We start from the raw sequence: 21,526 nt of genomic DNA, 5'->3' as shown, positions 1-21,526 counted from the left end.
AGAATTTATGTCAATCTTCCGCGTCAGCCATGTTGCCCAAGCCATAGCGATGCAGCTTGGAATAGAGGCTCTGGCGGCTCAGCCCGAGGATCTCGGCGGCCGAGGCGCGGTTGTTCGAGGTATATTCCAGCGCCGCCTCGATACACAGCCGCTCGATCAGGTCGGTACTCTCGCGCACGATGTCGCGCAGCGACATGCGGCCGACCAGTTCGGTGAGCTGCTCGACCGAACGCGGCGAGTCGCTGGTGGTCGGCAGATCGCGCAGGCGGCGGCCGATCGGGCGGATGACAAAGCCATAGCAGATTTGGTCGCTGCCAGTGCGCACGGCCGAAAGCTCGACCGGCTCGCCTTCAAAGCCATCGCTGGCGCCCACCACGGTCACCACGTTGCGGGCGCTGTCGTGCTTGGTCAGCTGGCCCTCGATCAGGTCCAGGTCGATACCCGGCCGGCCGACGTAATCGCCCAGCGGCTGGCCGCGCAGCTGTTCGGCGCTGGCCGCCGCCACCAGCTCGACAAACGCGGCATTGGCCTCGCGGATGATCATCGCGGCGTCGGTCAGGACAAAGGCATCGGGCATGGCCTCGATCACCCGCACCGTCACCCCGGCATCCGGCCGCGCCGCGCCAACCGGGCTGGACAGCCGCACCAGAATGAACTGGCCGCCCCGCTCGCGGAAACCGCTGGCGGAAATCTGCACCTTTTCGCCATCATGGGCGAGCGCGGCATCGAGCGGCTGCAGCCCGTGCGACACCATCGCCGATCCCAGGAAGGCAATGATGTGTTCGCGCGCGGCATTGGCAAACAGCGCGGTCAGCTTGCCACCCTGCAACGATCCGGGACGGCTGTGGAACGCGCGATGCGCGGCCTGGTTCGCCTCGCGGATGCGGAACCCGTCGGCATCGACGATCAGTACCGGCTCTACCGACTGTTCGAACAGCAGGCGATAGCGCGCCTCGATCTGGCGCAGGCGGATATAATCGCGTTCAAGCGACTGCTGCGCCTGCAACAGGCGCTGCTGCAGCGCGGCTTCGTCGCGCATGTCGCGGCCAATGGCGATGCATCCTTGGCCGCCCGCGCCCAGGCTGACCGTGACGAAGCGCACGGGAATGTCCCCCTCGCCCGACAGCAGGTTGACCTGGCGCCAGTGCTGGGTCACGCCCTTGCGCATCCCGGCGAGCATTTCCATCACCTTGGGCCGGCTTTCGATAGTGACCGTGTCCAGCCATTCGCGGCCAACCCAGCTGCCTGCTTCGGGAAATTCGCGGGGATCGGCCGATACGTCAACGATGCGGCCATCCGCGTCCAGGATCAGCGCAATCTCGCCCGAGACCATCGCCAGGCGGGCAGCGGCATCACCGGCCAGCGCGGCAAAATGCCGGGTGGCAGAGGTGAAAGGCAGTTTGCCTTCGATGCTGTTCCTGCGGCTGGACATGGGCGTGGCCAGCTATGCGCCGAAGCGGGCGGGCAACGCCTGCATCGGCACTAGGCGCTCGGCCAGATCAAGCGCGCCACAGGCATCCTGTGCGCTGCCATCGGCACCGACCTCGTCGACGAGCGCGGGATTGGCGTTCACCATTCTTCCACCAATGAGAATCTTCAGATCGGGCGATCGCGACACACTGCGCATGGCGGAAATCAGGCTCGCAAGCTTTGCGTTAGGACAATCACAACTGATGGTCAAGCCGACCAGATCCACGCTGTGATCGGCAATATTCTGGAGCAATTCCTTGCGTTCCGGGTCGATCAGAACCTCTGTCTGCCAGCCGGCACGGGCAAATACTTCTTCCACCATCAGCGCGCCAAAGCTGTGCGGATCGCCAGGCATCGGCGCAAACAGGGCCGAGCGCGTGCGAAACGGCACGGCGCGCGGCGGCGGATAGCGCATGGTCACCTCGCGCATCACTTCCTGCAGCCGCCACAGGCCCATCGTCACATCGACGAAATCGCAATCATCGTCTTCCCAGTGCTTTCCCAGGCGCCGCGCCGATGGCGCCAGCAAATCGACGAACACAGATTCGACGCAGGCCCCGCGCGCCAGGATGCTTTCCACCAAGGCCAGCAGTTCATCCGCTTCGAGCTGCAGCGGCAGCGAGGCAAAGCGCGCCGCCTCGGCCGCGTCCACCTTGGCCGTGCCTTGTGCGGCGATGCGCGGCACCGGGCCATGGGACTGGGCCATGAGCAGGCGGGGAATGATATGTTCGCTGATCAGGGCATCAACGGCTGCGGGGGGGAAGGCCCGCGCACTATCGCGCGCCTTGGCCATGGTTCGGCCGGATGCGGCGTTGCGGCCGTCCTTGGCGCGCGGGGCCCCTTCCCCACGACCGGCCCGCTTTGCCGCGCCTGCACCTAAAACAGTAGCCATGTCAGACCCCTCCGGTCCGGTTTGGCGCAGATCGCGCCTTGCCCGGACTGCGGCATCGATACGGCCACTGCTGTTCGGGACCATGAGCGTACGCCCTTTTCGGCGATCTGACAAACGGCAAAGTGTCATATTTTCTTGTCGTCAAGTTTGATTGACACTTGTGCGAAGTGAGGCGTAGTCTCCCCTCAACAACAAAGGTGAGCATCGACACATGAGAGGGGATGCGATCAGTTCCGGCACCACAAGTGCGAACGGTCAGGGCCGCCAGCCACGGCGCATGCTCTACACCGCGCAAGAGCGGGCGCGCCGCGACTCGACTCGCTGGACCCTGGTGCAAGGCCTGCTCGCCCCGTTCCAGTTCTTCGTCTTCCTCACCAGCCTCGCCCTCGTCCTGCACAGCCTGGTGACGCACACCGGCACGGCCGCCGCCGATACCTCGGTCGTGGTCAAGACGCTGACGCTCTATGCCATCATGATCACTGGCTCGATCTGGGAAAAAGTCGTGTTCGGGCGCTGGCTGTTTGCTCCGGCATTCTTCTGGGAAGACGTGTTCTCGATGCTGGTGATCGGCCTGCACACCGCCTACCTGGCGATGCTGCTGGGCGGCAGCGGCACGTTCGAACAGCGCATGTACGTCGCTCTTGCCGGCTATGCCGCATACCTCGTCAATGCCGGACAATTCCTGCTCAAACTGCGCGCCGCCCGGCTCGATGCAGAGCGCGACGGTCAGCCCGGCCTGGCCCATTCTCCGATGGCCACATCATGAGCGGCGAAACCGGCCTTGCCCCCGCAATCGCCCCGACCGACACCGGCTGCGCCGATGCACCCGTGCTGCGCGAACGCGGACAGCGCGCGGTGTTCTGCGGGTTGACCGGGATCGTGTGGCTGCACCGCAAGATGCAGGATGCGTTCTTCCTGGTGGTCGGCTCGCGCACCTGCGCCCATCTGCTGCAATCGGCGGCCGGGGTGATGATCTTTGCCGAGCCGCGCTTTGCCACCGCGATCATCGAGGAACGCGACCTGGCCGGCATGGCCGATTGCCATGACGAACTCGATCGCATCGTCGCGCAACTGCTTGCCCGGCGCCCGGAAATCCGCACCCTGTTCCTGGTCGGCTCGTGCCCATCGGAAGTGATCAAGCTCGATCTGGGCAAGGCCGCGCAGCGGCTCGATCGCACGCTCGGCACCGATCGCGGCGCCGGCGTGGGCACCCGCGTGCTGCACTATTCGGGCAGCGGGATCGAAACGACTTTTACCGAGGGCGAAGACGCCTGCCTCGCCGCCCTGGTGCCGCATATGCCGGCCGCCAGCGCCGGGGCCGCCCCGGCGCTGCTGGTGGTCGGCACGCTGCCCGATGTGGTCGAAGACCAGTTCCGCCGCCTGTTTGGCGAACTCGGCATCGGAAATGTCGGCTGGCTGCCCGCACGCCAACTGGCCGATCTGCCGGCGGTGGGCGCCCATACCCGTTTCCTGCTGGCGCAGCCGTTCCTGGGCGAAACCGTGGGCGCCCTGCAGAATCGCGGCGCGCGCCACCTGCCCGCACTGTTCCCGTTCGGGGCCGAGGGCACGACCGAGTGGCTGCGCGCCGCCGCCGATGCCTTTGGCGTGTGCCCAATGCAGTTCAACCGCGTGGCGGCACCGGGCCGCGAACGCGCCAAGCGCGCCATTGCCCACAGCCAGGATCGCCTGCGCGGCAAGCGCATCACCTTCCTGCCGGATTCGCAGCTGGAAGTGCCGCTGGCGCGCTTCCTCGCCACCGAACTCGGCATGGTACCGGTGGAAGTGGGCACGCCCTATCTGCATCGCGAGTTGATGGCGCGCGAGCTGCCGCTGCTGCCCAGCGCCACGCGGATCAGCGAAGGCCAGCATCTCGATCGCCAGCTTGATCGCGTGCGCGCCGATCGCCCCGATCTCACCGTCTGCGGCCTGGGCCTGGCCAATCCGCTCGAAGCCGAAGGGCTGTCCACCAAGTGGGCCATCGAACTGGTCTTCTCGCCGATCCACGGGTTCGACCAGGCCGGAGACCTTGCCGATCTTTTCGCCCGGCCACTGCGCCGCCGCGACGTGTTGAGGGTATAGCGCCATGCAGCTCGCCGTCTGGACATACGAAGGCCCGCCCCATGTGGGGGCCATGCGGGTGGCCACGGCGATGGACGGGGTGCACTATGTGCTGCACGCGCCCCAGGGCGATACCTACGCCGATCTGCTGTTCACCATGATCGAGCGGCGCGATCGCCGCCCGCCGGTTACCTATACCACGTTCCAGGCGCGCGACCTGGGCAAGGATACCGCCGCCCTGCTGCAGGATGCGATCCGCGAAGCGGCTGTCCGCTTTGCCCCGCAGGCGCTGCTGGTGGGTGCATCGTGCACGGCCGAGCTGATCCAGGATGATCCGGCGGGCCTGGCCGAAGCGCTGGACCTGCCCTGCCCGGTCATCCCGCTGGAGCTGCCGAGTTATCAGCGCAAGGAAAACTGGGGCGCCGCCGAAACATTCTATCGCATGGTCCGCCAACTGGCCGATCCGGCCGTGCGCCCCGCCCCGCGCGAGGGGCGCCGGCCGCTCGCCAATCTGCTCGGCCCCTGCGCGCTGGGCTTTCGCCATCGCGACGATGTCGTCGAAGTGGTCAAGCTGCTCGACAGCATGGGCATTGGCGTCAATTGCGTCGCTCCGCTCGGCGCCGCGCCGGCTGATTTGCGCACCCTGGGCCGGGCCGATTTCAACGTGGTGCTCTATCCCGAAATCGGCATGGAAGCCGCGCGCTGGCTGGCCCGCACGTTTGGCCAGCCGATGATCGACGTGGTGCCGATCGGCATGGGCGCCACGCGCGATTTCATCCAGGCGGTGGCGGCGCTTGCCGGCGTCGATCCCGCTCCCGCGCTCGCCAATCCCACCACGCGCCTGCCGTGGTGGAGCCGCTCGGTCGATTCGACCTATCTCACCGGCAAGCGCGTCTTCATCTTTGGCGATGCCACCCATGCCATTGCCGCCGCCCGTATCGCGCGCGACGAGCTGGGCTTCACTGTCTGCGGGCTGGGTTGCTACAATCGCGAATTCGCCCGCGAGATGCGCGCCGCTGCGGCCGACCACGGCCTCGATCCGCTGATTACCGACGACCACCTGGCGGTTGAGGCCGCCATCCACGCCGCCGCGCCCGAACTCGTGCTTGGCACGCAGATGGAACGCCATATCGCCAAGCGCATGGGCCTGCCCTGCGCGGTGATTTCCGCGCCGGTCCACGTGCAGGATTTCCCCGCGCGCCACAGCCCGCAGATGGGCTTTGAAGGCGCCAACGTGATTTTCGATACCTGGGTGCATCCGCTGGTCATGGGGCTGGAAGAGCACCTGCTCGCCATGTTCCGCGACGATTTCGAATTTTCCGACGCGGCCGGCCCTTCACACCTTCATGCCCAGCCCGCCCCGGCACAGGTGGCAGTGGCACCGGCGCCCACCATCGTTGCGCAGGCCGATATTCCCTGGACCAGCGATGCCGAGCGCGAGTTGCGCAAGGTGCCGTTCTTCGTGCGCGGCAAGGCCCGCACCAACACCGAACGCTATGCCGCCCTGGAAGGCCGTGTGCAGATCGACATCGCCACGCTCTATGATGCCAAGGCGCACTATGCCCGCTAGCGCCGCCCCGCCCGTGCGCGTCGCCATCGTGACGCTGGACAACCACCTCAAGGGCGCGGTGGAGCGGGCTGGCGTGCGCCTGGGCGATAGCAACATCGCCATCACCCTCCACGCCGCCGCCGATTGGGATCGCGAAGCCGGCGCGCTCGATCGCGCCAAGGCCGCCGTCGAGCGCGCCGATATCGTCATCGCCACGATGCTGTTCCTCGATGACCACATCCGCGCAATCATGCCCACGCTGGTGGAGCGGCGCGAAAGCTGTGATGCGATGGTCTGCCTGATGTCGGCCGGGGAGCTGACCCGGCTGACGCGGATGGGCGCCTATCGCATGGATGCCCCGGCCAAGGGGCCGCTCGCCCTGCTCAAGCGGCTGCGCGGCTCGACCAAACCAGGTGGCAAACCGGGCAGCAATTCGGGCGCCGGGCAGATGCGCATGCTGCGCCGCCTGCCCAAGATTCTGCGCTTCATCCCCGGCACCGCGCAAGATGTGCGCGCCTATTTCCTCACGCTGCAATACTGGCTCGCCGGGTCGGACGACAACGTCGTGGCGATGGTGAGCAGCCTGATCGACCGCTATGCCGCCGGCCCGCGCATCGGCCGGCGCGGCACCATGGCCGCAGCGCCGCCGCGCGACTATCCCGATCTGGGCGTCTATCACCCGCGCACCGCGCAAAAGATGTCGGAAAGCCTGGCGCTGCTGCCCCCGCCCGCCAAGGGCACGCGCGGCACGGTGGGGCTGCTGCTGCTACGTTCCTATCTGCTGGGCAACGATGCCGGGCATTATGACGGGCTGATCGCCGCGATGGAGGCAGCCGGTCTGCGGGTGATCCCGGCCTTCTTCAGCGGGCTTGACGCACGCGCCGCGATGGAGCGCTTCTTCCTGCGCGACGGCGCGGTGACGGTCGATGCCATCGTCAACTGCACCGGCTTTTCGCTGGTCGGCGGCCCGGCCTATAACGACGCGGGCGCGGCGGTGGAAACGCTCTCGCGCTTTGACGTGCCCTATATCGCCGCCCACGCGGTGGAATTCCAGACGATCGAGGAATGGCGCGAGCGGCGCACCGGCCTCGTCCCGCTGGAAGCGACGATGATGGTCGCGCTGCCCGAACTCGATGGCGCGATCTGCCCCAGCGTGTTTGGCGGGCGCAGCGCAGGCCATGGGCAAATTCAGGCCATGCGCGGGGACGAAGAACGCGCCGCGGCGCTGGCGACCAAGGTCGCCAAGCTGATCGCGCTGCGCCAGACCGCGCGGCGCGAACGGCGCCTCGCCATCACCATTTTCAACTTCCCGCCCAATTCCGGCGCCACCGGATCGGCCGCGCACCTTGCGGTGTTCGAATCGCTGCATGCCACGCTCCGGCGCCTGGCCGATGAAGGCTATGCCGTCGCCGTGCCCGAAAGCGTCGCCGCGCTGCAGGATGCAATCCTGCACGGCAATGCCGCCCGCTATGGCAGTGATGCCAATGTCGCCGCGCGGATCAGCGCCGATGAACACGTGCGCCGCGAACCCCACCTCGCCCAGATCGAGGCGCAATGGGGCCCCGCGCCGGGCAAGCTGCAAAGCGATGGCGGCCATATCCAGATCCTGGGCGCGCATTTCGGCAATGTCTTCGTCGGGGTGCAACCCGCGTTCGGCTATGAAGGCGATCCGATGCGCCTGCTGTTCGAGGGCGGCTTTGCCCCGACCCACGCCTTCGCCGCATTCTACAGCTATATCCGCCACGATTTCGCCGCCCATGCCGTGCTGCATTTCGGCACCCATGGCGCGCTGGAATTCATGCCGGGCAAGCAGGCGGGTCTGAGCGGGGAATGCTGGCCCGAACGCCTGATCGGCGATCTGCCCAATTTCTATCTCTATGCCTCCAACAATCCGTCCGAAGGCATCCTGGCCAAGCGCCGTTCGGCCGCCACGCTGATCAGCTATCTCACCCCGGCCCTGGCGCGTGCCGGGCTCTATCGCGGCTTTGCCGAACTCAAGTGCAGCGTCGAACGCTGGCGCTGGTCAACGCCGGGGGCAGAGCAGGACGCCCTGGAAGCGCTGATCCGCGAACAGTGCGCCACGCTCGATCTGGATTGCGGCGCCATCGCCGATCTGGCGCCCGCGCTCTATGAACTGGAACGCACGCTGATCCCCACCGGGCTGCACGTGCTGGGCCAGGCGCCGCAAGGGGCAGAGCGCGCCGAACTGGTCGACGCCATGGTCGAGGCCGATGCCCAGGCAGACCGCGCCGGCATCGAAAGCGCGCTCGATCGCAGTGACGAGATCGGCGCGGTGATCCACGCGCTGGACGGTGGCTATATCCACCCGGCGCCGGGCGGCGACATTCTCGCCAATCCGCAAGTGCTGCCCACCGGCCGCAATATCCACGGCTTTGATCCCTTTGCCATGCCCAGCCGGTTTGCCTGCATCCAGGGCCGTGAACAGGCCGAGTGCATCATCGCCCGCCATGTCGAAGGTGGCCAGCCGTTCCCCGAAAGCCTGGCCATGGTGCTGTGGGGCACCGACAACATGAAAAGCGAAGGCCTGCAGATCGCCCAGGCGATGAGCCTGATCGGCGCGCGCCCGCGGATCGACAGCTATGGCCGCGTGGTTGGCGCCGAACTGGTGCCGCTGGCCGAACTCGGCCGCCCGCGCGTCGATGTGGTGATCACTCTTTCGGGCATTTTCCGCGATCTGCTACCGATGCAGACGCGCATGCTCGCCGAAGCCTCGCTCTTGGCGGCCAGCGCCGACGAGCCGCTGGAGCAGAACTTCGTGCGCAAGCACAGCCTGGCCCACCAGGCGCAGCATGATTGCGACCTGGAAACGGCGGCGCTCCGCGTGTTTTCCAATGCCGAAGGCGCCTATGGCGCCAACGTCAACCAGATGATCGACGGCGGCGTTTGGACCAGCCCCGATGACCTCGCCAATGCCTTCGAAACGCACAAGGGCTATGCCTATGGCGTCAAGGGCCCGCCCACGCAGCGGCGCGAATTGCTGCACAGCGCGCTGCGCGATGTCGATTTCGTCTATCAGAACCTCGAAAGCGTCGAAGTCGGCATCACCGATCTCGATCAATATGTCGATGGCCTGGGCGGGGTCAGCCGCTCGGTGGCGCGGGCCAAGGGCAGCGCGGCCACGGTCTATATCGTCGATGCCACGCAGGGCGCTGCCAAGGTGCGCACCCTGGCCGAACAGATCGACCTGGAAACCCGCACCCGCACGCTCAATCCTAAGTGGTTCGAAGGCATGCTCAAGCACGGCTTTGAAGGCGTGCGCAGCATCGAACAGCATGTGACCAACACCGTCGGCTGGTCGGCCACCACCGGCCAGGTCGCGCCGTGGGTCTATCAGCGCATCAGCGAAACCTTCGTGCTCGATCCGCAGATGCGGGCGCGGCTCTCGCAGCTCAATCCCAACAGTTCCGCCCGCGTGGCCGGCCGCCTGCTCGAAGCCTGCGAACGCCACCTGTGGGAACCCGATCAACAGACGCTCGAGGCCCTGCGCATGGCCAGCGACGAGCTGGAGGACCGCCTCGAAGGCGTGTTCGCGGCGCAATGAGGAAACCGGCATGACTCTGATCGACACCCCTACGCGCTTCACGCCGTCAGATGGCGAAGGATCGGTGCAGGTTCGCCTCGATCCGCAAGACCGCATCGGCACGGCCAAGGTCTTTGCCGTCTATGGCAAGGGCGGGATCGGCAAATCGACCACCTCGTCCAACCTGTCAGCCGCCTTTTCCAAGCTGGGGCACCGCGTGCTGCAGATCGGTTGCGATCCCAAGCATGATTCCACCTTCACCCTCACCAAGAAGCTGATGCCCACGGTGATCGACGTGCTCGAACAGGTGGAGTTCCATTCGGAAGAACTGCGCCCGGAAGACTATATGTTCGAAGGCTATAACGGCGTGATGTGCGTGGAGGCCGGCGGCCCGCCGGCGGGCACGGGCTGCGGTGGCTATGTCGTCGGGCAGACGGTCAAGCTGCTCAAGCAGCACCACCTGCTCGATGATACCGACGTGGTGATCTTCGATGTGCTGGGCGATGTCGTCTGCGGCGGCTTTGCCGCGCCGCTGCAGCATGCCGAGCGGGCTCTGGTCGTGGCCGCCAACGATTTCGACTCGATCTTTGCGATGAACCGCATCGTTGCCGCCATCGGCGCCAAGGCCAAGAACTACAACGTGCGCCTCGCGGGCGTCATCGCCAATCGCTCTGCCGCCACCGACGAGATCGACCGCTTCAGCCAGGCCATCGGCATGCGCCGCCTCGCCCATTTCCGCGATCTCGACGCCATCCGCCGCAGCCGCCTCAAAAAGTGCACGCTGTTCGAAATGGAACCCTCGCCCGAAGTCATCGCCGCGCAGCAGGAATACCTGCGCCTGGCGCAGATGCTGTGGGACGGGGTGGACCCGATCGCGGCGGCACCGATGAAAGACCGCGATATCTTCGATTTTCTGGGGTTCGAATGATGAGCACGCACCCAACCTCTCCCTATGAACTGCAACGCGAACGCCTGGCGCACTATTTCGATGGCAGCGCGCGCAAGGCGTGGATCGACCTGACCTCCAACGCCAAGGTCAGCGGCATCCGCGCCACGGTGCGCGCCGGGCGTGATGCCATGCGCGCGCAGTTGCTCGGCTGGCTGCCGCAAGACCTGCGCCGCTGTGCCGTGCTCGATGCCGGCTGCGGCACTGGCGCGCTCAGCGTGGAAGCGGCCTGGCGCGGCGCGGCGGTGACGGCGGTGGACGTCGCCGGCGGGCTGGTCGATATCGCGCGCCAGCGGGCCCCGGCGTTCCTTGGCCATGGCCGGATCGACTGGCACGTGGGCGACATGCTCGATCCGCCGCAGGCCTGGTCAGACACCGGCACGTTCGATCACATCGTCGCGATGGATTCGCTGATCCATTACAAGCTCGATGACATGGCCTGGGCGCTCGAACGGCTGGCGGCGCGCTGCACCGGCTCGATCGTCTTCACCTTTGCCCCGCACACGCGCCTGTTGGGCATGATGCATGCCGTGGGCCAGGCTTTCCCCCGCGCCAATCGCTCGCCTGCGATCGTGCCGATTGCCGAAGCCGCGCTGCGCGCCCGGCTGGCCCGGCTCGATGGCTGGCGCGTGGGGCGCAGCGGGCGCATTTCCAGCGGCTTCTACATTTCCAACGGCATGGAACTGGTGCGCCGGTGATGGCCCGCCGCACGCCCCTTGCCAGCAGGTGGAGCCGGGTGGCGCTGACCTGGCTGCCGTTTGCCGATGCGGCCAGCGTCGACATTCCGCTGTCACGGCTGCTGCGCCTGTCGCTGTTCCAGGTCAGCGTGGGGATGATGACGGTGCTGCTCAACGGCACGCTCAACCGCGTGCTCATCGTGGAACTGGGCATCCATGCCTGGCTGGTCTCGCTGATGATCGCCATTCCCCTGCTCGCCGCGCCGTTCCGCGCGCTGATCGGGCATCGCTCCGACGTGCACCGCTCGGTGCTGGGCTGGCGCCGCGTGCCGTTCATCTGGTTTGGCACGCTGATGCAGTTTGGTGGCCTCGCGATAATGCCCTTTGCCCTGCTGCTGATGCGCGATCCGCACCTGTTTCCGGTCGGCCTCGCTGCCAGCGCGCTGGCGTTCCTGCTGGCCGGGACCGGCATGCACACCACGCAGACCGCCGGCCTTGCCCTGGTCGGCGATCTCCTGCCCGATGATCGCCGCGCTCGCGCCGTCGCGCTGCTCTATCTATCCCTGCTCGCCGGGATGATGGTCTGCTCCACCATCCTGGGCGGGCTGCTCAACCATTTCACGCCCACCCGCCTGGTCCAGGTGATCCAGGCCTGCGCCGTCACCACTTTCGTGCTCAACGTGGTGGCGCTGTGGAAGCAGGAAGCGCGCAGCCCCGCGATCGCTTCGCCCGAAACGCCGCGCCCGCCCTTTGCCCAGGTATGGCGCCAGTTTGCCGCCCAGCCGCTGACCATGCGCCTGCTCGCCACGGTAGGCCTGGGCGCGGCCGCCTTTGCCATGCAGGATCCGCTGCTCGAACCCTATGGCGGCGAAGTGCTGCGCCTGTCGGTGGGCGCCACCACCAGCCTGTCGGGCGCCTGGGCACTGGGCGCGCTGGCCGGCTTTGCGCTGTCGGCGCGGTGGCTGGGCCACGGCATCGATGCGCTGCGCATCGCCGGCTATGGTGTGGTGCTGGGCATTGCCGCGTTCATGCTGGTGATCTTTGCCGCCCCGCTGCAAAGCCCGCTCACCCTGGGCCTGGGCGCGCTGGTGATCGGCGCGGGCGCCGGGCTGTTTTCGGTCGGCACACTGACGGCGGCGATGGGCCAGGCCGGCAGCGATACCGCCGGTCTCGCGCTCGGCGCCTGGGGCGCGGTGCAGACCACCGCCGCGGGGCTCGCCATCGCGTTCGGCGGCGTCTTGCGCGATCTGGTGTCGAGCTTTGCCGTGGCCGATGGCCTGGGCCTGACGCTTGCCCACCACGCCACCGGCTATGGCGTGATCTACGCAATCGAAATTGCCCTCTTGCTGGTCACGCTGGTCCTGATGGGGCCGCTCGTCGGCCAGTTGTCGGGCGCGCGCGCCACGCTTTCACCTGCCGGAGCGCGTCGCTTTGGCCTGACCGAGTTTCCGACATGAGCAGCCGGGAAGGAGAACTCCCATGAGACACGGCAATATCGTCGGCACAGTGGATGCCGCGCAACTCGCGCTGATCGCTTTCGTCCTATTCTTTATCTGCCTGATCTTCTGGCTCAGGCGCGAAGACCGACGCGAAGGCTATCCGCTGGAAGACGCGTTGACCGGCCGTGTCGATAGCGACGGTGGCCCGCTGTCCACCGCCAGCGCCAAGACCTTTGTCCTGCCCTTCGGCATGGGCACGGTCACGGTGCCCCTGCCCGCCAGCGAAAACCGCGAACCGGTGGAGATCAAGGCGGAACGCCGCGAAAACTTTGGCGGCGCGCCCTATTCCCCGGTGGGCGATGTCTTTGCCGCTGGCGTCGGGCCGGGCGCCTATGCCAACCGCGCGCGCTTTCCCGATCGCGATGCCCATGGCAACGCGCGCATCGTGCCGATCGGCAGCGTGCCGCAGATCACCGTGGCCAGCGCCAGCACCGATCCGCGCGGGCTGTCGGTCTATGGCGCCGATGGCGCACGGGCCGGCACGGTGGCCGATCTGTGGATCGACCGCGCCGAGCACATGATCCGCTACCTGGCGGTCGATACCGGCACGCGCATCGTGCTCGCGCCGATGGCCATGGCCGTGATCCGCCGCGAAGGTGTGATCATCAGCGCGATCAACGCTGCCGATTTCGCCAATGCCCCCTTCCCCGAAAACCCTGGTGAAATCACCCGGTACGAGGAAGAGCGCGTCGTCGCCTATTTCGGCACCGGCTATCTCTATGCCAATGCCGACCGGCTGGAGCCGTTGCTGTGAGCGAATATGATTTCGAGCCGGTGCGCGGCCTTCCCGGCGATCTGCCCCCGGGCGAATGGATCGTGTGGCAGGCCGCACCGCACTGGCAGACGTTCAAGCGCAGCGCGCTGTTCGCGCCATGGCTGGCCGGCTATTTCGCGGTACTGGCGCTGCTGGCGCTGGCTAGCGGCAACCTGATCGGCGCAGGCGCGATTCTGGCGGCCGGCGCGGTGCTGCAAGCCTTGCTCACCCTGTTTGCCGTGCTGGTGGCGCGCACCACGGTCTATACCCTCACCAACCGCCGCGTCGTGCTGCGCGTCGGCATTGCGCTGGGCAAGTGCATCAACCTGCCGCTTTCGCTGATCGCCTCGGCCGATCTGCGCGGCCATGGCCGGGGCCATGGCGATATTGCCCTGACGCTCAAGGGGCAGCATCGCCTGGGCTATGCCATGCTCTGGCCGCACGCGCGGCCCTGGCGCCTGGCCCGGCCGCAGCCGATGCTGCGCGCCCTGGCCGACGCGCCGCGCCTGGCCGCCGCCCTGGCCCAGGCCTGCGCCCAGGCCGCGCCGCATGGCATCGTCCGCGCCGATACCACCGAGCCCGCGCAGCCGATCAGCGGCCCGATTGCGGGAGCTGCCGCATGAGCCACGCCCACTCCCACGAAAACACCGTGCCGCGCCCGGCGCTGGCCATGGCCGGCGCGCTGGTGGCCATCACCCTGGCACTGACTACCCTGGTCCGCGTCGGCGTGCTCGATCGCGAGGCGGTGCCGGCGGTGGAGCGCGCGCAGGACAAGGTTGCCGCAGTCGAAGTGCGCCACCTGGTCTTTGCCGATCGTGGCGATGGCGCCGTGGTGGTGGACGATACCGACAGCGGCCGCACCCTGGCCGTGCTGGTGGGTGAAAACGATGGCGGCGGCTTTGTGCGCGGGGTGATGCGCGGCATGGCGCGCGACCGCCGCATGCACGGCATCGGCCCGGCCGCGCCATTCGAGCTGACGCAGTGGGCCAATGGCGCACTGACCCTGCGCGATCCGACTACCGGCCGCGCGGTGGAACTAGGCTCGTTCGGCGCTACCAACCGCGCCGCCTTTGCCCGTTTCCTCAAGGGCAGCCAGGCATGATCCGCGCCCGCGCCTTTACCGTCCCTTGCCGCATCGCCATCGAGCAAAGCCCGGCGCATTTCCACGCCCATGTCGAGTTGGAAGGCGATCTGGCGGTGCATCCCGGTGACCGCGTGCGCGTGCATGGTGATCCGGTGCGGGTGCTGTTCGGGCAAAGCGTGGTGTTCGAACGCACCGCCACCGTGGTGCGCGCCGGCCCGGTCCTGCGCGCCTGGACTCGCCTTGCTGCCTATCTTGGCCTGACCGAGCTTTACGAAGTCAGCTTCACACCTGGGAGCCTCAGATGAACGCCCACACCGCCAAGCATCCTGCGGTGGCCGCCAAGGCCGATGTTCATGCCATGGTGAGCCACGAAACCGTGCTCAGCCCGCGCTTCTACACCACCGATTTCAAGGCGCTCGACGCGATCGACGTGTCGCTGGTGCGGCGCGAATGGGATGCGCTGATCGCCGAGATGGTGAGCGACCCCAACAAGCACCACTTCAAGCGCGAGCAGGACTTTTCGGGCATCATCGCCGCGCTCGAACCGGGACTGCGCGCCGAATTTACCGATTTCCTGGTCAGCTCGCTCACCTCGGAATTTTCCGGGTGCATCCTTTATGCCGAAATGGCGCGGCGCACCAGCAACCCCGATATGAAGACGCTGTTCAAGCTGCTGGCCCGCGATGAAAGCCGCCATGCCGGTTTCATCAACGAGGCCTTGAAGGACGAAGGCATCGGAATTGACCTGAGCTTCCTGACCAAGGCCAAGAAATACCATTATTTCAAGCCGAAGTTCATTTTCTATTCGGTCTATCTGTCGGAAAAGATCGGCTACGCCCGCTATATCACGATCTATCGTCAGCTCGCCGCCAAGCCGGAATTGCGCTTCCACCCGATCTTCGCCTGGTTCGAGGAGTGGTGCAACGACGAGTTCCGCCACGGCGAAGCCTTTGCCCTGCTGCTGCGCGCCGATCCCAAGCTGCTGCGCGGCGCCAACACACTGTGGGTGCGCTTCTTCCTGCTGGCGGTCTATGCCACGATGTATGTGCGCGATCATGCCCGCCCGGTGTTTCACCAGGCGCTGGGCCTCGATCCCACCGATTACGATTACCGCGTCTTCACCATCTGCTCGCAGATCGCGCGCCAGGTCTTTCCGGTGGAACTCGATACCGACGATCCGCGCTTCCGCCGCGCGATGGACCGCCTGCTGGTGGCCAGCAACCGCATCGCCGCCGGCAAGGCGCGCGGCGGCCTGGCCGGCGCATGGCTGCGCGCCACCGGGGCGATCGGCGCGGGCGCCAACTTTGCGCGCATGTTCCTGCTTCGCCCGCGCCGCAATCGGCTGCCCGCCACGGTCCGGCTGCAACCGGCATGGTAAGCTGGACCGGCCACGTCCTGCCTGTCCTGGCAACGATCCTGATCTGGTTCTTTGCAACCGGGCTGGTCGCGTGGCTGGATAATCGCGCGCGCCACACTTTTGCCCACAGCCTGCTGCTGGCCGGCTGCGCCGCGATCGGCGGCATCGTGATCATCGCGCTGTCGATGCAGCATGCCACGCTGCTGGGCGTCTATGCCTCGCTCGCCGGGGCGATCCTGATTTGGGCCTGGCACGAGATAAGCTTCCTGACCGGCGTGGTCACCGGCCCGCGGCGCGAACCATGCCCGCCCGGTGCGCGCGGCTGGCAGCGCTTTTCCCATGCCGTGGCAGCCGTCGCCTGGCACGAAGTGGCCCTGGCGCTGAGCGCGGCAGGCTTGATCTGGATGAGCCGCGATGCGCCCAACCAGGTGGGCGCCATGGCCTTTGCCCTGCTGCTGGCCATGCGGCTCAGCACCAAGATCGCCATTTTCCTGGGCGTGCCCAACATGAGCACCGATATCCTGCCGCCGCACCTGGGCTATCTCAAAAGCTATTTCGGCAAGCCGCGCCTGGGGCTTGAGCTTTATGCCGCGATTGCCGCCTGCCTGGCGCTGGCCGCCTGGCTGGCCGCCATTGCCCTGGCCGCGCCCGCCAACAGCGCTGATGCTGCCGGCGCGAGCCTGCTCTTTGCGCTCGCCGCCCTGGGCGCATTGGAACACCTGTTTCTGGCCCTGCCGCTGCGCGACGGGGCCTTGTGGGGCTGGGCCTTGCCCAGGCGCCATGCTGCCAATTGAACGCACAAGAACCAAGAACACGGACGAGAGGACCGAGCGCGATGGATTTTGAAACCTATTTCCAGGGGGAACTGGCAAACGTTCGCGAGGAGGGCCGCTATCGCATCTTTACCGAGATCGAGCGCCACTGCGGCCGTTTCCCCCACGCCACGCGCTATGTCGATGAAACCACCCACCCGATCACGGTGTGGTGCTCCAACGATTACCTTGGCATGGGGCAGCACCCGCTGGTGCTCGATGCCATGCACGCCGTGCTGGACGAATGCGGCGCGGGCGCTGGCGGCACGCGCAACATTTCGGGCACCAACCATCACCACGTCGTGCTCGAAAGCGAACTGGCCGATCTCCACGGCAAGGAAGCCGCACTGCTGTTCACCAGCGGCTATGTTTCCAACTGGGCGGGCCTGGGCACGCTGGCGGCCAAGATCCCCGGCTGCGTGGTCTTTTCCGATGCGCTCAACCACGCCTCGATGATCGAGGGCATTCGCCATTCGCGCAGCCCATGCCATATCTGGCGCCACAACGATGCCGCCCATCTTGACGAACTGCTCTCCCAATATGGGCCAGACGTGCCCAAGCTGGTCGCGTTCGAAAGCGTCTATTCGATGGATGGCGATATTGCCCCGATCGCCGAGATTCTCGACGTGTGCGAGGCCCACGGCGCGATGAGCTATATCGACGAAGTGCACGCGGTGGGCCTCTATGGCCCGCGCGGCGGCGGCGTGGCCGAACGCGAAGGGCTGATGGACCGCATCACCGTGATCGAAGGCACGCTGGGCAAGGCATTCGGGGTGATGGGCGGCTATATCGCCGCGTCGGAAAGCCTGTGCGATTTCGTGCGCACCTTTTCCAGTGGCTTCATCTTCACCACGGCCCTGCCCCCGGCGCTGGCGGCCGGCGCAGCGGCCAGCATCCGCCATCTCAAAGGCAGCGAGATGGAGCGCGCACGCCACAAGGAACGCGTCGCCACCGTGCGCCGCCGGCTCGATGCCATGGGCATTCCGCACCTGCCCAACCCCAGCCACATCATCCCGGTGATGGTGGGCGACGCGCGCAAGTGCAAGCGCATCAGCGACTGGCTGATGGACAACCACGGCATCTATGTGCAGCCGATCAACTATCCCACCGTGCCGCGCGGCACCGAACGCCTGCGCATCACGCCTTCGCCGGTGCACAGCGACGGCGATATCGATCGTTTGATCGATGCCTTGAGCGACATCTGGTCGCAATGCGAACTGGCCCGCCGCTCCGCCGCAGCGTGACGAGAATGCAGGAAAGGGGCCCGCAACCAAGTGGTTGGCGGGCCCTGCGACCTTGCTATCCTGCCAGCACATAGCGCGCGCCAGCCAACCCCTTTATCGGCTCGTCGCAAAGCGGCAAAACCGTCAGCATCCGTTCACGCGCCCGGCCATAGCCACGACGCATCACAGTGAGTGGATCAAGCCGATGGCACAGCCTCTTTCCCGCATCATTCTTGCAACCGGCGCCGCTGCCATGGCGGTCTTGCCGCTGATGGCTGGCAGCGCCTCTGCCCAGCAGGCCGGCAGCTATTCCGATTATCCGCCTCCCCCGCCCCAGCAGGGCTATGGCGCGCCGCCGCCGCCTCCGGGCGATCAGGAGGGAGAGGATCAAGGCCCGCCGCCGGGCTATTACGATCAGAACGCACCCCAAGGCTATAATCAGCAGGGTTACAACCAACAGGGGTATGACCAGCGCGGTTATAACCAGCAACCGCCCCAGGGCTATGCGCCCAATGGCACCACCACGACGCTATCGGTGCAGGTGCAAAGCTATGACCAGGGCCCGCCGCCCGGATACGATGGCACGCGCCCGCCGCCACCGCCACCTGGCTACAGCGCCGCCGTGATCGACCAGGCACAGGCAGAGCGTGACGCGCGCTATGCCGCCGATGCCGAGGCCTGGGCTCGCGACAACTGCGTCAAGGCACGCAGCAATGCCACGGCCGGCGCGGTGATCGGCGGGATTTTCGGCGCGCTGGTGGGCAATGGCCTGTCGAGCCGCCACGATGGTGGCTTTGGCACGCTGGCCGGCGCGGCCGTGGGTGCCGTGGGCGGCGCCGCGATCGGTGGCAGCACGGCCAACCAGACCAGCCCGGGCTGCCCGCCGGGCTTTGTCGTGCGGTCGGGCGCGGCGCCCTACAGCTATGACACGGTGTATTTTTCCAACTATTACTATGCCGCGCCGGGCTGGTACCGCCCGTGGGTCTATGTCGGCGATCGTTGGACCTATCGCCCTTACCCCTATCACGATTACTATTACCGGGCCTATCGCCCCTACCATCCCTATGGCTGGGGCAATCGCGGCTATTACGGCCGGCCGGGTTACTACGGCCGCCCCTATGGCCGTCCGGGCTACCGCCACTTCTGACGGCGCCACTTTCGAAGCCGGTGCGTGGGCCACGCACCGGTTTCAGCTCATGCAGTATCCCCCGTCCATCATGAACTCGCTGCAGGTGACAAAACTTGCCGCGTCAGAGCAGAGATAGACCACACCGCCGGCCATTTCCGCGGGCCGGCCGAGCCGCCCGATCGGATGCGCGGCGACAACGCCCTGCATCGATACCTCAAGCGAGGGCACCGCACCCAGATCGACATAGCGCTGCATGATCGATTGCAGCATCGGCGTGTCGATCCCGCCGGGATGCACGCTGTTGGCGCGGATGTTGTAGCCGAGCGCGGCAAATTCGGCGCCCATGCATTTCGACAGCATCTTCACCGCCGCCTTGCTGGTGCAATAGGCACCGTTGAACGGCGCGCCCTTGATGCCGCCCACGCTGGAGAAGTTGACGATGGAAGCGCCGCTGGCGCGTGCCTTGCCGCCCGCCTTCAACAGCGGCAGCAGGGTCTGCACCCCGATCACCACGCTTTCCACGTTGACCGAGTTGACCCGCCGCCATTCTTCCAGCGGGGTTTCCTCGATGCTGGCGACCACGCTGATGCCGGCGACGTTGACCAGGGCATCGATGCGGCCATAGGTTTCCGCCGCCAGAGCGGCCACAGCCTGCCAATCGGCCTGGCTGGTCACGTCATGCGCCAGGGCATGATCGGCCACACCGTCATCAGGCGCGCTGACGTCGGTGGCGATCACCGTGGCCCCTGCCGCCTTCATCGCGCGCACCACCTCGCGGCCGATGCCGCCGCGCGCACCGGTCACCACGGCGACCACGTTGTCGAGTTCAAATGCCATGGCGTCTTTCCCTATTGCGCGGTCCAGCCGCCATCGATGACGAGTTCGGCCCCGGTCATATAGCTGGCGTCAGCACTCGCCAGGAACGCGGCAGGGCCGGCGAGTTCTTCCGGTTCGGCCAGGCGGCCATTGGGCGTGGCAGCTTCCATCGCCGCGACCAGATCTTCGGGCTTTTCGGCAAAGCCCTTGTCCACCCAGCGCTGGAACCCGGCGTTGAGCAGCGGGGTACGGACAAAGCCGGGATGCAGCGAATTGGCGCGGATCGGCATGCGCTTTTGCGCAAATTCCACCGCGATGCCCTTGGTGAACAGGCGCACCGCGCCCTTGCTGGCGTTATAGGCCGACACTTCGGAATAGCCGACCAGCCCCATGATCGAACTGACGTTGATGATGCTCGCCCCGCCGGCCACCTCGGCGCCGCTGCGCGCCATCAGCGGCACCAGCGCGCGCGTGCCCAGGAACACGCCATCGACGTTGATCGCCATGATCTTGCGCCAGGCGTCTAGGCTGAGGGTTTCGACCGCGCCGGTCAGATCGGTGCCGGCATTGTTGACCAGGATATGGCAGCCGCCCTTAGCCTCCATCTGCGCGGCGATGCTGGCCCAATCGGCTTCGCTGGTAACATCGGCGCGCAGATAGGCCGCATCGCTGCCCAGCGCGGCCAGGGCCTGCGCCACGGCTGCGCTGTCGGGCGCGTCGAGATCGCTGATCGTCACTGCCGCGCCTTCGCTCGCCAGGCGCGTGGCAATCGCCAGGCCAATGCCGCGCAGGCCCCCGGTAACCAGGGCGATGCGCCCGTGCAGACGTGCCATCGTCATACCCCCATCATCCCGGCCGTGGTGGCGCCGTCGATCGTCAGTTCCGCGCCCGAAATGAAGCTCGCCTCGTCACTTGCCAGATAGGCGACCAGGCCTGCCACTTCCTCCACCTGCGCCATGCGGTTCATCGGCGCCATGCCTTCATAGATCGCGCGCACGGCGGCCGGATCGGGCTGGCTTTCCATGATGGCGCGGATCAGGTCGGTTTCCACCACGCCAGGCAGGATCGCGTTGACGCGGATGCGATAACGCTTTTGCCCGCAATAGACCGCAGCCGACTTGGCCAGCGCCACGACAGCGGCCTTGGTGGTGGAATAGGTGACATAGTTGCCCAGCGGGCGCGCCGCATTCATCGACGAATTGATGATGATCGATCCCGTCGCGCCCTGGTTGCGGGCCATGGCGCGGATCGCGTGCTGCACGGTCAGCATCACGCCGGTCTGATTGATGCCCACGATCTTGGACCAGCCTTCGATCGTCACGTCCTCGATATTGGCATCGCCCTGCTCGGTGCCGGCATTGGCAAACGCAATGTCCAGCCGGCCATGCTCGGCCAGCAGACTCTCGATCAGGCCCGGCCAGGCGGCGGCATCTTCCACGCGGTGGCTGGCAAAGCGGCCGCCCACCTCCTGCGCCAGTGCCTCGCCCAGTTCGGCGCGCGATCCGGTAAACACCACCTTGGCGCCTTCGGCCGCCAGGCGGCGCACCGCGCCTGCGCCGATCCCGCTGGTGCCGCCGGTTACCAGCGCCACTTTTCCTTCCAGCCTCCTGGACACGGCCATTCTCTCCCGCATTTTGGTCTTGATGGGTGATCATGCCGCGATCCGGGCGCGCGCGAAACCTATGCTTTCAGCAAGGTGACTTGCGCCGCGTCGCCGTC

20 protein-coding genes are annotated in these 21,526 nt (G+C 66.7%); 15 read left to right on the top strand and 5 right to left on the bottom strand.

Annotation, left to right across the window (positions count from 1 at the left end; translation table 11 throughout):
* Positions 1-10: 10 nt before the first annotated feature.
* Complete coding sequence (gene ppsR / locus C8K14_RS00935) at positions 11-1,432, bottom strand: transcriptional regulator PpsR (protein WP_022677449.1); 1,422 nt, start codon at positions 1,430-1,432, stop codon at positions 11-13.
* A gap of 12 nt (positions 1,433-1,444) precedes the next feature.
* Positions 1,445-2,362 (bottom strand): B12-binding domain-containing protein, encoded by a 918-nt coding sequence (locus C8K14_RS00930; RefSeq protein ID WP_107715474.1) that lies wholly within the window; start codon positions 2,360-2,362, stop codon positions 1,445-1,447.
* Positions 2,363-2,573: 211 nt separating this feature from the next.
* Between C8K14_RS00930 and bchF the strand changes: the two genes are divergently transcribed.
* From bchF to C8K14_RS22830, 15 genes are all read left to right on the top strand, one after another.
* Positions 2,574-3,128, top strand: a complete 555-nt coding sequence (gene bchF, locus C8K14_RS00925) for a 2-vinyl bacteriochlorophyllide hydratase (RefSeq protein ID WP_062784129.1) — start codon at positions 2,574-2,576, stop codon at positions 3,126-3,128.
* Positions 3,125-4,441 (top strand): ferredoxin:protochlorophyllide reductase (ATP-dependent) subunit N, encoded by a 1,317-nt coding sequence (locus C8K14_RS00920; protein ID WP_107715324.1) that lies wholly within the window; start codon positions 3,125-3,127, stop codon positions 4,439-4,441. The genes bchF and C8K14_RS00920 overlap by 4 nt, the downstream gene beginning before the upstream one ends.
* A 4-nt stretch (positions 4,442-4,445) precedes the next feature.
* Positions 4,446-5,990 (top strand): ferredoxin:protochlorophyllide reductase (ATP-dependent) subunit B, encoded by a 1,545-nt coding sequence (bchB, locus tag C8K14_RS00915; RefSeq protein ID WP_107715323.1) that lies wholly within the window; start codon positions 4,446-4,448, stop codon positions 5,988-5,990.
* Positions 5,980-9,531, top strand: coding sequence for a cobaltochelatase subunit CobN (locus C8K14_RS00910; protein WP_199223621.1), 3,552 nt, complete (start codon positions 5,980-5,982; stop codon positions 9,529-9,531). The genes bchB and C8K14_RS00910 overlap by 11 nt, the downstream gene beginning before the upstream one ends.
* A 10-nt stretch (positions 9,532-9,541) precedes the next feature.
* Positions 9,542-10,438 (top strand): ferredoxin:protochlorophyllide reductase (ATP-dependent) iron-sulfur ATP-binding protein, encoded by an 897-nt coding sequence (bchL, locus tag C8K14_RS00905; RefSeq protein ID WP_054131400.1) that lies wholly within the window; start codon positions 9,542-9,544, stop codon positions 10,436-10,438.
* On the top strand, positions 10,438-11,154 hold the full coding sequence (bchM, locus tag C8K14_RS00900; RefSeq protein WP_062784134.1) for a magnesium protoporphyrin IX methyltransferase: 717 nt from the start codon (positions 10,438-10,440) through the stop codon (positions 11,152-11,154). Before bchL ends, bchM begins: the two co-directional genes overlap by 1 nt.
* The gene (locus C8K14_RS00895) at positions 11,154-12,590 is read left to right on the top strand and encodes a BCD family MFS transporter (RefSeq protein ID WP_107715322.1); all 1,437 of its coding nucleotides are present in this window, start codon (positions 11,154-11,156) and stop codon (positions 12,588-12,590) included. The genes bchM and C8K14_RS00895 overlap by 1 nt, the downstream gene beginning before the upstream one ends.
* Positions 12,591-12,612: 22 nt before the next feature.
* On the top strand, positions 12,613-13,386 hold the full coding sequence (puhA, locus tag C8K14_RS00890; protein ID WP_022674708.1) for a photosynthetic reaction center subunit H: 774 nt from the start codon (positions 12,613-12,615) through the stop codon (positions 13,384-13,386).
* Positions 13,383-14,009, top strand: coding sequence for a photosynthetic complex putative assembly protein PuhB (puhB, locus tag C8K14_RS00885; RefSeq protein WP_107715321.1), 627 nt, complete (start codon positions 13,383-13,385; stop codon positions 14,007-14,009). The genes puhA and puhB overlap by 4 nt, the downstream gene beginning before the upstream one ends.
* Complete coding sequence (gene puhC, locus C8K14_RS00880; protein ID WP_107715320.1) at positions 14,006-14,488, top strand: photosynthetic complex assembly protein PuhC; 483 nt, start codon at positions 14,006-14,008, stop codon at positions 14,486-14,488. The genes puhB and puhC overlap by 4 nt, the downstream gene beginning before the upstream one ends.
* A complete protein-coding gene (locus C8K14_RS00875; RefSeq protein ID WP_107715319.1) occupies positions 14,485-14,775 on the top strand; it encodes a hypothetical protein in 291 nt (96 codons plus the stop codon). The genes puhC and C8K14_RS00875 overlap by 4 nt, the downstream gene beginning before the upstream one ends.
* The gene (gene acsF, locus C8K14_RS00870) at positions 14,772-15,848 is read left to right on the top strand and encodes a magnesium-protoporphyrin IX monomethyl ester (oxidative) cyclase (protein WP_107715318.1); all 1,077 of its coding nucleotides are present in this window, start codon (positions 14,772-14,774) and stop codon (positions 15,846-15,848) included. Before C8K14_RS00875 ends, acsF begins: the two co-directional genes overlap by 4 nt.
* Positions 15,842-16,621, top strand: a complete 780-nt coding sequence (puhE, locus tag C8K14_RS00865) for a putative photosynthetic complex assembly protein PuhE (RefSeq protein WP_107715317.1) — start codon at positions 15,842-15,844, stop codon at positions 16,619-16,621. Before acsF ends, puhE begins: the two co-directional genes overlap by 7 nt.
* A 41-nt stretch (positions 16,622-16,662) precedes the next feature.
* A complete protein-coding gene (gene hemA, locus C8K14_RS00860; RefSeq protein WP_107715316.1) occupies positions 16,663-17,883 on the top strand; it encodes a 5-aminolevulinate synthase in 1,221 nt (406 codons plus the stop codon).
* 184 nt (positions 17,884-18,067) lie between these two features.
* Positions 18,068-19,009, top strand: a complete 942-nt coding sequence (locus C8K14_RS22830; protein ID WP_166643319.1) for a hypothetical protein — start codon at positions 18,068-18,070, stop codon at positions 19,007-19,009.
* Positions 19,010-19,051: 42 nt separating this feature from the next.
* Here C8K14_RS22830 and C8K14_RS00850 read toward each other — a convergent pair whose 3' ends face one another.
* Genes C8K14_RS00850 through C8K14_RS00840 form a run of 3 tightly spaced genes read right to left on the bottom strand, consistent with a single transcriptional unit; the run spans position 19,052 to position 21,422 of the window.
* Entirely contained in the window at positions 19,052-19,828 is a 777-nt protein-coding gene (locus C8K14_RS00850; protein ID WP_107715315.1) for an SDR family oxidoreductase, read from the bottom strand.
* A gap of 11 nt (positions 19,829-19,839) precedes the next feature.
* Positions 19,840-20,640, bottom strand: coding sequence for an SDR family NAD(P)-dependent oxidoreductase (locus tag C8K14_RS00845; protein WP_107715314.1), 801 nt, complete (start codon positions 20,638-20,640; stop codon positions 19,840-19,842).
* 2 nt (positions 20,641-20,642) lie between these two features.
* On the bottom strand, positions 20,643-21,422 hold the full coding sequence (locus C8K14_RS00840; protein WP_199223619.1) for an SDR family NAD(P)-dependent oxidoreductase: 780 nt from the start codon (positions 21,420-21,422) through the stop codon (positions 20,643-20,645).
* Positions 21,423-21,526: the final 104 nt, after the last annotated feature.

It is taken from the genome of Novosphingobium sp. GV079, assembly GCF_003058045.1.
Classification (GTDB): domain Bacteria; phylum Pseudomonadota; class Alphaproteobacteria; order Sphingomonadales; family Sphingomonadaceae; genus Novosphingobium; species Novosphingobium capsulatum.
Note: the sequence above shows the minus strand (reverse complement) of the source record. Positions and strands in the feature narration are given on the sequence as shown.

Coding starts and splice junctions, on each gene's coding strand:
- ppsR (WP_022677449.1), bottom strand. CDS start 1,432: ATGTCCAGCCGCAGGAACAGCATCGAAGGCAAACTGCCTTTCACCTCT.
- C8K14_RS00930 (WP_107715474.1), bottom strand. CDS start 2,362: ATGGCTACTGTTTTAGGTGCAGGCGCGGCAAAGCGGGCCGGTCGTGGG.
- bchF (WP_062784129.1), top strand. CDS start 2,574: ATGAGAGGGGATGCGATCAGTTCCGGCACCACAAGTGCGAACGGTCAG.
- C8K14_RS00920 (WP_107715324.1), top strand. CDS start 3,125: ATGAGCGGCGAAACCGGCCTTGCCCCCGCAATCGCCCCGACCGACACC.
- bchB (WP_107715323.1), top strand. CDS start 4,446: ATGCAGCTCGCCGTCTGGACATACGAAGGCCCGCCCCATGTGGGGGCC.
- C8K14_RS00910 (WP_199223621.1), top strand. CDS start 5,980: ATGCCCGCTAGCGCCGCCCCGCCCGTGCGCGTCGCCATCGTGACGCTG.
- bchL (WP_054131400.1), top strand. CDS start 9,542: ATGACTCTGATCGACACCCCTACGCGCTTCACGCCGTCAGATGGCGAA.
- bchM (WP_062784134.1), top strand. CDS start 10,438: ATGAGCACGCACCCAACCTCTCCCTATGAACTGCAACGCGAACGCCTG.
- C8K14_RS00895 (WP_107715322.1), top strand. CDS start 11,154: ATGGCCCGCCGCACGCCCCTTGCCAGCAGGTGGAGCCGGGTGGCGCTG.
- puhA (WP_022674708.1), top strand. CDS start 12,613: ATGAGACACGGCAATATCGTCGGCACAGTGGATGCCGCGCAACTCGCG.
- puhC (WP_107715320.1), top strand. CDS start 14,006: ATGAGCCACGCCCACTCCCACGAAAACACCGTGCCGCGCCCGGCGCTG.
- C8K14_RS00875 (WP_107715319.1), top strand. CDS start 14,485: ATGATCCGCGCCCGCGCCTTTACCGTCCCTTGCCGCATCGCCATCGAG.
- acsF (WP_107715318.1), top strand. CDS start 14,772: ATGAACGCCCACACCGCCAAGCATCCTGCGGTGGCCGCCAAGGCCGAT.
- puhE (WP_107715317.1), top strand. CDS start 15,842: ATGGTAAGCTGGACCGGCCACGTCCTGCCTGTCCTGGCAACGATCCTG.
- hemA (WP_107715316.1), top strand. CDS start 16,663: ATGGATTTTGAAACCTATTTCCAGGGGGAACTGGCAAACGTTCGCGAG.
- C8K14_RS22830 (WP_166643319.1), top strand. CDS start 18,068: ATGGCACAGCCTCTTTCCCGCATCATTCTTGCAACCGGCGCCGCTGCC.
- C8K14_RS00850 (WP_107715315.1), bottom strand. CDS start 19,828: ATGGCATTTGAACTCGACAACGTGGTCGCCGTGGTGACCGGTGCGCGC.
- C8K14_RS00845 (WP_107715314.1), bottom strand. CDS start 20,640: ATGGCACGTCTGCACGGGCGCATCGCCCTGGTTACCGGGGGCCTGCGC.